Below are 10,802 nucleotides of genomic sequence, written 5' to 3' on the forward strand. Positions count from 1 at the left end.
CACCAGCTCACCATCCACTTCGGTGTCCCGGGCACCCTCACCGCTCACTTCTGGGCCGTACCCGGCCGGCGCCGGTGGCAGCGCCACCACCTGATCGGCCTACGCAAGGGCCAACCCGCCCCGTGTGCGGGCGGACCCGTCCGGCTGCTCGACCTTCCCGGCATGCGCCACGCCGCCGCCGTCGGCGCCGGCATCCGCCACCAGATCTGGCAGCACGCCGTCCACGGCACCCGACCCGCCACCCCCTGGCCGACGTTCGAGGCACGCCACCTCGCCAACCCCGACACGTACCCCCTCGACGCCGCCATCGCGGACTTCCACGCCCAACCCCGCGTCAACGCCATGCGCCTGCACGCCGCCGCGAACCCGGGCCCCGGGCAACCCGGCATCGGAGAGCTGGAGATGTACCAGGCCGGCCCCCTCGCCTACCAGCACTACAGCGCCGCCACCACTGTGGCCGGCGACGCCATGCTCACCGCCGACGGCCACAAGCTCGCCCCCGCCAGCGACGCCCTCACCGACCGCACCACCTACATCGAGCAGGCCCTGCGCCACCTCGACGCCCTCGCACCCGACCAGCGGCTCCTCGCCGTCGCCCTCTAACGCCACACGCCACAGCAGCGGGGCCGGCGCACCTCAACCCTCCTCAACCCGGGGGCACCAGGTGCGCCGCCCCGGCACGCGGCGATCCCGCAGGAAGACCTACACCACGTCATGCCCATCACGAGGAGGGAACCACCGAATGAGGCCGCAAGATCGCGCCGCCGTCATCACCGCGGCGCTCACCGCCGCTGAACAGGACGCCGACGATCGGGGCTGGGACGCCCGGCCCGCGCTGCTCGGCCTGCTCGACCCGACCGGCCACCGTCACGCACCCGCGGTCGGTATGCGGGAGTTGCCCGTCGACGAGGCGGTGTGGCGGCTGCACGAGCAGACCGTGCCCGGCCTGAGGCTGCCCTACTGGGTAGGGCTCACGGCGATCACCGAGCACCTCACCGCGCCGACCACGGTTGCCTCGCTGCGGCAGTGGGCCCGGGCGGAACAGCGGCGGCTGATCGGGATGGCTTTCCTCTGCGAAGGCCTCGACACCCATGCCGACAGCACGCCGGCTCACCCCGATGGGTTGCCGGTGCGGGCGCTGATCGCCTGCGACACCGACGCACGGCACTACCAGATCCTGCGGGTACGCGGCGCGGCCAGCACCACTACCACGGTCCTCGACCACCCGCCGGCCTCGGTGCGCGCCACCGTCATCCCGATGTGCCTGCAGCGCCTGCTCACCTGCGCCGTCGCCTGAACCGCCGAGGCCGACAGACGTCGCCGGCCGCCGCGCCCGCCCTCCGAGCTGCGTGCCGCCGTGCCGTCGCCCTAACGGCGGCCGCACTCACCGGCGGGAGCCATCAACCCTGCGAGATCGCCAGCAGGCATGCACCAGATGCCCCTTGGCGGCAGCGCCCGCCGCACGCCAGCCCGCTCCGCTCCGGCTGCCGGCCACACCGTGAGCACACCGGCACGCCGGGCGCCCCGGGCCTGGGGCGCCCACCCAGCCGGCCTGCGACAGGCCGCCCTATTCCTCTTCCCGCTCCCCTGTCGACAGGAAGCACTCGCTTCGTCCTGCTCGCGTCCCAAGATCCGGTCCTTGCACTTGATCACCGCCGCGCTCGAAGCGTGGATCAGTGCGCGGACCTCATCCCCATCCCGGTCACAAGGAAGGACATGCGCATGACCGACGCATCACCGCAGACCGCTCCAGCGCACAACACGCTCAAAGTCCTGGCCGCGCTCGCCGAACTCGGCGATGCGCCCGCCGCGGCGGTGGCCGAGCACGCCCGGCTCGGCTACTCCACGACCACCTCGAAGCTTCGCGCCTGGGAAGAGTCCGGGCAGGCGCAGCGGTTCCGCACCGACGACGGCCGCACCCTGTGGCGACTCACTGCCGCCGGCCGTACCGCCACCTCCCGCGCCGACAGCGGGGAACCTCCCACCACCCCGGGCACGTCCGATCGGTCCGTCGAGGCGGTGGCCGGCGGCGAGCGCGGCGACGGTGACGAATCAGCCGCCACCACCGCAGCCGGCGGCCACCCTGCGGCCAGCGGCGAGCCAGCAGAGGAGGAGCCGGGTCTCGACGCGCCGGCAGCCCCTGAGGAGACGGCGACCAGCCCCGCCGAGACCGGCAGCGCTGACGTACCGGCCAGCCCGACGCCGCAGGAGACGACAGCCGACGGTCGCCACGCCGCGCCGACACCACAGGTCGAGGACCGCTCCACGAAGGCCCGCCGGGCCGGCGGATCGCTGCGCGGGACGATCCTGGACATCCTCGAAGCCCACCCCGACCGGCAGTACAAGACCGGCGAGCTCGCGAAGCTTATCGACGCCGGCAACGCCGGCAGCGGCGCGGCCAAGGCCAGCCCGGGGGCTGTTGCCAACGCGGCCACGAAACTCGTCGCCACCGGCAAGGCCGTGCAGACCGTCGAACGACCGGCCACTTTCCAGCTCGCGCCCGCCAACGTCGGCCAGTAAGCCCCTCGTCCGGCAGCCCGGAGGCGGGCGTTCAAGTTTGGCGACTCACGCCCGCCCCCGGTGCTCCTTTGCACGCAAGGAGCGATCCGAGTGTCTCCCATCCTGCACGCGATCGTCACCACCGTCGGCGGGATCCTCGCCGGCCTCGCCCTCGCCGGCGGTCTGCTGTGGCGCCAGCACCAGGCCCTCGAAGCGGCCCGCTACGACGCCACCCATGACGACATCACCGGCCTGCCCAACCGGCGGCTCCTGCTCACCCGCCTGCGCGCCGCCCTCACCGAGAACGCGCCGTGCGGGCTGGTGCTGCTCGACCTCGACCGGTTCAAGACCGTCAACGACACCTTGGGCCACGACACCGGCAACATTCTGCTCGCCCAGGTCGGGCGGCTCCTCGCCGGACTGCAGGCCCCGGTCGAGATCGTCGCCCGCCTCTCCGGGGACGAGTTCGCGCTGCTCGTGCGCGGCGACCACGACGAAACCGCCGCCGTGGCGCATACCGCCTGGCGCGCCATCGGCGCCGCCCCGATCGGCCTGGACTGCGGCGACATCAGCGTCAGCGCCTCCGTCGGCTACACCCACACCCACCTCAGCACTCCACCCCGGCAGCTGCTCGCCGAAGCCGACGAGGCCATGTACCACGCCAAGCGCAGCGGCATCGGCGTCTGCGGACACCGCCCGCTCACCACACCGCCAGGCCGGCGCAGCCGGGACCGCCACCACCGCTGACCCGCCCCGCATGCCTCCACTAAGGACCCCGCAGCCGCTGGCTGCGGGGTCCTTCCCCATTGCGCCCTCTGTTCGAGGAGACGACGATGCTGTCCTTCACCGCTGTCCACACCGTGTCGCAATGCCTGCTCACCGCCAACGCCGAGGCCGAGATCACCGGCTGGGGCACCCCGCCGACACTGCTGCTCATCCATCACCTGCGAGCGGAACTCACCGTTCCGACGCTGCATGAGATGAGTGTCGTCGAGTTCCCGCTGCACCCCGACGACCTGCTCACCGACCCCGCCGGGCTGCCCGCGCTGCTGCAGCGCCTCGCCCATGCCCTGCACCACACCGACGAGGCGGCGTCCATGCCCTACCAGGCCACCCTCGACACCATCATTCGGCTGATCCGCGGCACCAGACCCGCCGCGCGGCTGCTGGCGTGGGCCGCCATCTACGACGACATCCACACCCTCCACGGTCGGCTGCGGCCGGCCCGCCGTGTCGACGCCGTCGACCTCGACGGCCGCGCCTACCACCTCACCGATCTGCGCGGCGAGGAGCCCCCGCTGCTGGCCGCCGACGACACCCCCAACCCCGATGACATGCCCGCCACCCTGCCGGGGCTGGCCGCCCTGCTCGCCGCCACCGCCCGCTTTGCCCACGTCCACGCGGGCGAGGCCACCTCATGACCGGCGGGCATTCCGGGAGCAGCGCCCACGACGACGAGCCGATCTTCATCCCTACCGGGCCCGGCGGCGAGGCGCTGCGCTGCCGCGTGTGCGGGGCCGTCGACGAGGTCACCGGGGACGAGGTGCCGTCCATGGCCGGCTACGCCACCGACACCTACGCCCAGTGCACCCGCTGCGGGTCCGTCGAGTTGAGCGACCCCATCTTCGGCTGGCGCGCCAAGCCCGCCATTTGGCCGCCCATGACCGACCGCGAGCAGTCGTGACGGTCATCCGCGAGGCCATCGCATCTGCCGAGCGGGCACCGATGGCAGGCAACGCCGACGAAGGCCCGTTCTCCGGTTGCGGTGCGACCGGCCTGCAGGGACGCGGCGCGCTTCTGACGCATTGACCTGGGCTGGGTCCCGGCCCGCAACCGCCGCACGTCTGTCCACGCCACAGCCACTCCACGGTCCGTCGGAGCGCTCCTCGAAAGGCCACGCGGCCCGTCAGTCGCGTGGCCTTTCGCCCTGCCTTCCTCGCCTTGGACGGCAGCGATTCCGGGCGTCCACCGTTCCCGCCGCCCACTCGACCGCACTCGTCCGCCCTTCCATGACCAGCATCCTGCCGAAGGAGCCCACCCGTGAGCGCCCACTGCTACGTCGGCACCACCGATCCCACCAACCCGCATGTTGTGCACGCCCGGTTCGTGCTCTTCGACGGCCATCCCGCCGCTGTCGTGCCCACCCTCGCCCGCATCTGGGCCCACCACGGCCGCCGCGACGCCGTAGCGCTCGCCGCCGCGGTGCTCGCCCACGACTGGGAATACCTCGACCCCGGCATCACCGCCGCCACCACCTGCGCGTTCGCGGGGCAGCAGCCGGTGCCGGGCGTCGGGATGACTCTCGCCACCAACAGGGGCGTCGTCGAGCCGGCGGAGCCGGTCAGCGTGTTCCCGCTGTGCCAGGCCACGCACCTCGACGCGGAGTGGATTTACCTGATCGACCCGGCGACCGCGACCGTCACCGTGCACACCGACGACGGGGACCCCATCGCCCGGTACCGCCTCGACGCCCGCACCCCGCACGCCACCGCCCACGACCGGGCGCACACCACGCACAGGGCATCGGAGTCCCCGCGCTGCCCGCGTTCGCCAGTCGAGGTGACACGGTGAGCGCCCGCACCCTCGGCGCCATCGCAGGCGGCGTGGTCGCCCTGCTCGTGCTGTGCGCAGTCGGGATCGGGGCGATGTTCACCGGCGGTGGCACCGCCTCGGCCGCATGCTTCAGCGCGGTCGGGCCCGACGGCCAGCCGCTGCTGCCCAGCATCACCGTGTCGCCACCCGCTGGCGGCGGTGTCGGCGGGTGGAGCAGCGAGCAGGTGGGCAACGCCGCGACGATCGTCGCTGTCGGCGCCGAGCTGCGGGCTCCGCCACGGGGCTGGGTCGTCGCCCTGGCCACCGCGATGCAGGAATCGAGCCTGCGGAACCTGCCCGGCGGGGACCGCGACTCGGTCGGTCTGTTCCAACAGCGCCCCTCTCAAGGGTGGGGCACGCCTGCCCAGCTGCGGGATCCGCGCTACGCCTCGGGCAAGTTCTATGCGGCGCTGCTCGCCGTGGACGGGTGGCAGGGCATGCCGCTCACCGACGCCGCGCAGGCGGTGCAACGCTCCGCGTTCCCCGGCGCCTACGCCAGATGGGAAGACGACGCGATCGCCCTGGTCCGCGTGCTGACCGGCGGCACCCCGGCCGGCCCGGTCGCGGGTGACCTGGAGCAGGCGATGAGCAATCCGCTGTGCCTGGCCGACGGCGGTGACGGCCAGTTCGGCGGCGAGGCGGTCCCGCTGCCGTCCGGGTTCACCCTGCCGCCGGGGACGCCGCTGCCGGTGGTTACCGCGATCGGCTGGGCCCTGGCCCAGCTCGGCACTCCCTACACCTTCGGCGGGGACTGCACCGCCCCGCGCTCCGGCATCGCCCGGCACCAGTGCGACTGCTCGTCGCTGATGCAGCAGGCCTACCGGGCCGCCGGCATCAGCATCCCGCGTACCACCAGCGAGCAGGTCCACACGGGGACACCTGTCACCGACTACCGCGACCTGCGGCCGGGAGACCTGCTGTTCATCCCCGGCAGTCGCGGCAGCCCGAGCAGGCCGGGCCATGTCGGCATGTACCTCGGCCAAGGACTGATCGTCCAGGCCCCGCACACCGGCGACGTCGTCAAGATCAGCCGCCTCGCGGCCTGGAGCGGCCAGCTCGCCGCCGTCCGCCGCATCGTTGCCTGACTCGGCCCGCCCAAGGGCCCGGACACCACCCGCTTCCTGTCGCCTCGGCCCGCCGGGCCGGGGTTCCCGCACCGTTGATGGAGGTTCCCATCGTGAGTTGTTCCACCCTGATCGGCGTCACCGCTTCCGGTGGCGCCTACGCCGCCCGCTGGTTGCACTGGGGCGGCGACCCCGAGCAGATCATCGTGCCGCTGCGGCGCATCTGGCAGCACACCTTCAACCGGCACACCCTCGCCACCGCCGAGGCGCTCCTACGCCACGACTGGGTCACTTTCGACCCTTCGGCCACCGGCGCCAGCCGGCGGCACGGCAGGCGGCCGGTGCCCGGCGTCGGCTACGGCACCGACCTGCAAGACGGGACCCGCCGTGGCCGCATCGACGAGGCGGCGCAGGGCTACCTCGAGTGGATGTACCTGGTCGACGTCGCCACCGACACGGTGCTGGTGTACGAGGCGACCTGCCACAGCCGGTGGCTGCGGCACAGCCAGCACCCGCTCGACCCGGCAGCGGCCGGCACAGTGCTCGGCTGCGGCGGCTACACCGACCACGGCCACCGCTGGAACCCGGCCCACCTGTGGCTGCCGGACGCCCGCGCCGGGCTCGACGCCGAGGTCTGCCTGGCGGCGCACCCGCACGGGGCGCCGGTCCTCCGGTTCACCGACGCCACCGCCCATACGATCACCGCCGCCACCACCCCACGCAGGGCGAGGCCGGGCAGCAGCGTCGTGGCTTCGCGGCGCGGGCACCGAGTTCGACCTGATGTGGGCCGCCAGGCGGGCGAAGGGGCCCCACCGGCTGCGCCGCGACACCAACGGGCTCCTGCTGCTCGACGTCGTCGTGGCGGGCTGGTCGTGGTGGTTGCTGCCTGCTCCGGCCGAGGGGGCGACGCGATGACCTACCAGCCGGGCGAGCGCGTAGCGCTCGTACACAGCGACGACCCGCACACCCTCCTGCGGCCCGGTGACGAAGGCACCGTCCGCCGCTACCAGCCGGATCAGCGGACTCTCGATGTCGACTGGGGACAACGGCTCCCACCTGTCCATGTGCCTCGATGCGGGCGACCGCGTCCGCCGCGCCGGGCATGCCGGCCCGCCGGACACCGGCTGGCAGCTGGTCCTCGACGCGCTACGCGCCGCGGGCGCCACCGCCGGCCGAGCAGCCGCGCAGTGGTGGGCCCAGGAGACTCTCGGCGGCCGGGCGGTCGGCGGTGTCCGGCCGGCGGCACTGCAGATCCTCGACGCCCTCGACGACGGCGACCCGGCGGTGCTCGATGGGCTGCCCACCGCCGACCCGTACTTCCTCGGCGATGACCAGGCCCGCTATGCGGAGGCCGCCCCGCCTGGCGGGCCGGCCTGGCAGGAGCTGACCGCCCATCGGGTGGACGAGGCCCGGTGGGCGTGGTGCGGCGGGTTCGACGATGCGGTCACCGACGAGGTGGCGCGGCAATGCCGGATCGTCCTGCACCCCACCGGTGACGACCGCGACCTGAGCCACCTACACCCGGACAGGGTGCGGCCTGGTGGGCCGGGAGTGTTCGCCGGGGACTGGGCGTGGACGCCGAACGCCGACGGCGAGATGCGGGTTCCGGTCGGGTTCGCCGGGACGCTGGTCGACAACTGGAACGGGTGGGCGGTGTTCACCTGCACCCGCCAGGTTGCGGAGGCGATCGTCGCCGACCAGCAGGCCGCCCGCGGCCGCTACCGCAAGCACCTCGCCGCCCACGGCGTCGCCGGCGTGCAGCAGGACCGGATGGTCGACGAGTCGATGGCCCGGATGCGCTTCGACGGCGATGTCATCGACGTCGACGAGACCCGGGTGCACGGCGACCCGGACGCGGTCGACCGCATCACCGCCGGCGCTGACGGCCGGTACACGGTGATGGGCCGGTCGTGGACGTGGATAGCCGTGCACCCCTACGACTGCGACCGCATCACGGGTGACATCCCCGACCCGGTCGAGCAGCCACCCACGCCAGCTGCCTGACCCGCCCCATCCCTGACCCCCCTACCACACTTTGAGGAGCATCCCCATGCGCGAGGACTGCGACGACGAGTTCGACGAGTACGCCCACGAGGACATCCTGCAAGCCCTGGTGCGGCACCTGCTCACCAGCGACGAGCTCGACCAGCTCTGCGACGACGCCGACCTGCCCCAGCTGACCCACAGCGACGGGCAGCCGGTGACCATCACCTCGGCGCGCACCTACCGCGACGCCGGGGTCCTGACCCTCGACCGCGGTGTGTGGCTCGAGCTGTCCGACGGCAGCGTGTTCGGCCTGACCGTGCAGATCTCCCGCCGCCCCACCGGCGAGGTCACCCTCAGCCGCCACTAACCCGATGCCGCGCTCGCCCCCGGCTCGACTTGATCGAACCGGGGTCGGATGCGTTCCTTGTCGTCGCCCACCGCCAGGTGGCGTCGGCATCCGTCCAGCCGCAGCCCTTCGGGCTGCTCCTTCAAGCGCCTCACCGGCGTTGCCGGCCGTCCTGTCACGGGAGCGGCCCGCCAACCGCCGTCTCCGCCGCGCGGACATCGCCGCACCGCCCGCGCACTCCGGAGACGGGTGCGCGGGCCCGACCCGTACGTACAGGAGGCCCGCATGGAACCTGCCACCTCACCCGACACCGCCGACGGCACCGCACCCGGCGGTGACCGTCGGCCCGGCTACCTCTACCGACAGGTCGCCGCCTACCTCGCCAGGCACCCCGACCAGGTCCTGAAGGTCGGCGAGGTGACCACCGCGATCGCCGCCCGCTCCACCGGCGCGGTCTTCGAAGCCCTCAAGAAGATGGCCGCCGCTGGATACGCGACTCACCAGACCGGCCCGCACCGCTTCCAGATCACGAAGGCCGGCATCGACGCCGCTGGCACCATGCCACCACCGGCCCCGCGCACCCCCGGCAGCGGCCGCGGTGCGGGGCGGCGACAGCCGGTGACCCGCCCGAACGGCGACCTGTACTTTCCCCGCCGGCTCGCCGGGGCCACCGACGTGGACGTGCTGCGCCGGCTGCGCGACAAGCGCATCCCCGTGCTGCTCTACGGGCCTCCCGGCACCGGCAAGACCGCCCTCGTCGAAGCCGCCTTTCCCGACCTGCTCACGGTGGCTGGCACCGGCGACACCGTCGTGGAGGACTTCCTCGGCAACTTCATCCCCCTCCCCGACGGCGGCTACGAGTTCGTCTACGGCCCCCTCGTACAGGCGATGCGGGAAGGGCGGGCGCTGCTCATCGACGACGCCACCCTCATCCCGCCTAAGGTCCTCGCCGTGCTGTACCCGGCGATGGACGGCCGGCGGGTCATCACCATCCCCGGCTACCGCAACGAACGCGTCGAAGCGAGCGACGGGTTTTACGTCATCGCCGGCCACAACCCCGGCGTCCACGGCGCCATCCTCACCGAGGCCCTCGCATCGCGGTTCGACGTGCACATCGAGGTCACCACCGACTGGCACCTCGCCCGCCACCTCGGCGTCCCCTCCCCCGCCGTGCAAGCGGCCATCGCGCTCAACGCCGACCTGGCCGCGGGGCGGGTGTCGTGGGCGCCGCAGCTACGCGAGCTGCTCGGCTTCGCCCGCGTCCGCAAAACCCTCGGCCTGCCCGCGGCAATAGGCAACCTCGCCGGCCGCGCCCCCGAGGACGACCGGTCGGCCGTCGTCGCCGCCCTGCAACAGCACTTCGGCGCGGACGTGACCGCGCTGACCCTCGGCAAGCAACGCTGACAGGAGCACGGACATGCCCCATCCCTCCACCCACCAACAGCCCGGCCACACCACCCCGGCCGGCGGCGATCCGGACTGGCAGGACTGGAGCGACGCGTGGACCCGGCACATCCCGGTCCTGACCGGCCGCACCGACCTGACCGTCACGGTCGCCCCCGGCGCGGGCGGCGGCGCCCCCGCCTGCTTCTACCCAGACAGCGCCCGGATCGAAGTCGACGCCACCCACATCGGCACCCCCGACACCGCCAACCCGAAGCGGGCCGGCCACAAGCGGCTCGTCCCTACCGCCTACGGGCTGCTCGTCCACGAGGCCGCGCACGCCGCCCACAGCCAGTGGCGCACCCCGCCCGGCACCCCACCCGTCGTCGCCGCCGTCGCCGAGGTCCTCGAGGAGTCCCGCATCGAGTACCGGCAACGCACACGCCGGCGCGGGGACCGCAGGTGGCTGCGCCACACCGTCACCACCCTGATCAGCCCCGGCGACGCCCCCGTCGACGACCCATGGCACGCCGGACACCTCGCCGGACTGCTCCTCGCCCGCGTCGACGCCCGCATCATCACCGCCAAGGACATCCGCGGCGTCCGCGCCGCTGTCACCGCGATCCTCGGCCGCAAACGCCTCCTGCAGCTGCGAGACCTGTGGCGGCAGGCCCACGCCACCGACGACTCCGACGCCGACAGCATGGTCAACCTGGCGTGGCGGTGGTGCCGGATCCTCGGCATCGACCCCCACCTGCAGCCGCAGACACCGGTACCGGATCCGGGCGTGTTCGCCGGCCGGCTCGCCCAGGCCCTGACCGACTACCTCGCCCACGCCACCGGGGTCACCCCCGCCGAGTACCGGGCACAGCAGCTCAACGCCCGGTTCTCCGCCCCCGCGACCTGGAGCCGACGCGAGCCCACCGAAGCCG

The 10,802-nt window shown here is 73.3% G+C and carries 13 protein-coding genes and 1 pseudogene; all 14 read left to right on the plus strand.

Annotated elements, in window-relative coordinates:
* Positions 1 to 603 (plus strand): hypothetical protein (locus DKL51_RS34975; protein ID WP_185734821.1); only part of this gene is annotated, 603 nt, incomplete at its 5' end.
* Positions 604 to 742: 139 nt separating this feature from the next.
* Positions 743 to 1,297, plus strand: coding sequence for a hypothetical protein (locus tag DKL51_RS16295; RefSeq protein ID WP_109964909.1), 555 nt, complete (start codon positions 743 to 745; stop codon positions 1,295 to 1,297).
* Positions 1,298 to 1,722: 425 nt separating this feature from the next.
* Positions 1,723 to 2,520 carry a prolipoprotein diacylglyceryl transferase gene (locus DKL51_RS16300; protein ID WP_260428557.1) on the plus strand — a complete coding sequence of 266 codons (798 nt, stop codon included), beginning with the start codon at positions 1,723 to 1,725 and terminating at the stop codon, positions 2,518 to 2,520.
* Positions 2,521 to 2,610: 90 nt separating this feature from the next.
* Positions 2,611 to 3,246, plus strand: coding sequence for a GGDEF domain-containing protein (locus DKL51_RS16305; protein WP_109964907.1), 636 nt, complete (start codon positions 2,611 to 2,613; stop codon positions 3,244 to 3,246).
* 86 nt (positions 3,247 to 3,332) lie between these two features.
* Positions 3,333 to 3,920, plus strand: coding sequence for a hypothetical protein (locus DKL51_RS16310; protein WP_109964906.1), 588 nt, complete (start codon positions 3,333 to 3,335; stop codon positions 3,918 to 3,920).
* Entirely contained in the window at positions 3,917 to 4,183 is a 267-nt protein-coding gene (locus DKL51_RS16315) for a hypothetical protein (RefSeq protein ID WP_109964905.1), read from the plus strand. The genes DKL51_RS16310 and DKL51_RS16315 overlap by 4 nt, the downstream gene beginning before the upstream one ends.
* Positions 4,180 to 4,308, plus strand: a complete 129-nt coding sequence (locus DKL51_RS36430; RefSeq protein ID WP_260428558.1) for a hypothetical protein — start codon at positions 4,180 to 4,182, stop codon at positions 4,306 to 4,308. The genes DKL51_RS16315 and DKL51_RS36430 overlap by 4 nt, the downstream gene beginning before the upstream one ends.
* A gap of 231 nt (positions 4,309 to 4,539) precedes the next feature.
* Positions 4,540 to 5,070 carry a hypothetical protein gene (locus DKL51_RS16320; RefSeq protein WP_124812211.1) on the plus strand — a complete coding sequence of 177 codons (531 nt, stop codon included), beginning with the start codon at positions 4,540 to 4,542 and terminating at the stop codon, positions 5,068 to 5,070.
* Positions 5,067 to 6,176: a C40 family peptidase gene (locus DKL51_RS16325; RefSeq protein ID WP_243420626.1), complete on the plus strand. Its 1,110-nt coding sequence runs from the start codon at positions 5,067 to 5,069 to the stop codon at positions 6,174 to 6,176. Before DKL51_RS16320 ends, DKL51_RS16325 begins: the two co-directional genes overlap by 4 nt.
* A gap of 759 nt (positions 6,177 to 6,935) precedes the next feature.
* On the plus strand, positions 6,936 to 7,070 hold the full coding sequence (locus DKL51_RS36435) for a hypothetical protein (protein WP_260428559.1): 135 nt from the start codon (positions 6,936 to 6,938) through the stop codon (positions 7,068 to 7,070).
* A gap of 114 nt (positions 7,071 to 7,184) precedes the next feature.
* Positions 7,185 to 8,159, plus strand: coding sequence for a DUF4314 domain-containing protein (locus tag DKL51_RS16330; protein ID WP_260428560.1), 975 nt, complete (start codon positions 7,185 to 7,187; stop codon positions 8,157 to 8,159).
* Between the two features lie 46 nt (positions 8,160 to 8,205).
* Entirely contained in the window at positions 8,206 to 8,508 is a 303-nt protein-coding gene (locus tag DKL51_RS16335) for a hypothetical protein (RefSeq protein WP_109966200.1), read from the plus strand.
* 264 nt (positions 8,509 to 8,772) lie between these two features.
* The gene (locus DKL51_RS16340; protein ID WP_109966201.1) at positions 8,773 to 9,891 is read left to right on the plus strand and encodes an AAA family ATPase; all 1,119 of its coding nucleotides are present in this window, start codon (positions 8,773 to 8,775) and stop codon (positions 9,889 to 9,891) included.
* A gap of 13 nt (positions 9,892 to 9,904) precedes the next feature.
* Positions 9,905 to 10,802 (plus strand): annotated as a pseudogene (locus DKL51_RS16345) (VWA domain-containing protein); the annotation flags it as partial.

Origin of the sequence: Micromonospora globispora, from assembly GCF_003857015.1 — a bacterium.
Lineage (GTDB): Bacteria > Actinomycetota > Actinomycetes > Mycobacteriales > Micromonosporaceae > Micromonospora > Micromonospora globispora.

Coding starts and splice junctions, on each gene's coding strand:
- DKL51_RS16295 (WP_109964909.1), top strand. CDS start 743: ATGAGGCCGCAAGATCGCGCCGCCGTCATCACCGCGGCGCTCACCGCC.
- DKL51_RS16300 (WP_260428557.1), top strand. CDS start 1,723: ATGACCGACGCATCACCGCAGACCGCTCCAGCGCACAACACGCTCAAA.
- DKL51_RS16310 (WP_109964906.1), top strand. CDS start 3,333: ATGCTGTCCTTCACCGCTGTCCACACCGTGTCGCAATGCCTGCTCACC.
- DKL51_RS16315 (WP_109964905.1), top strand. CDS start 3,917: ATGACCGGCGGGCATTCCGGGAGCAGCGCCCACGACGACGAGCCGATC.
- DKL51_RS36435 (WP_260428559.1), top strand. CDS start 6,936: ATGTGGGCCGCCAGGCGGGCGAAGGGGCCCCACCGGCTGCGCCGCGAC.
- DKL51_RS16330 (WP_260428560.1), top strand. CDS start 7,185: ATGTCGACTGGGGACAACGGCTCCCACCTGTCCATGTGCCTCGATGCG.
- DKL51_RS16335 (WP_109966200.1), top strand. CDS start 8,206: ATGCGCGAGGACTGCGACGACGAGTTCGACGAGTACGCCCACGAGGAC.
- DKL51_RS16340 (WP_109966201.1), top strand. CDS start 8,773: ATGGAACCTGCCACCTCACCCGACACCGCCGACGGCACCGCACCCGGC.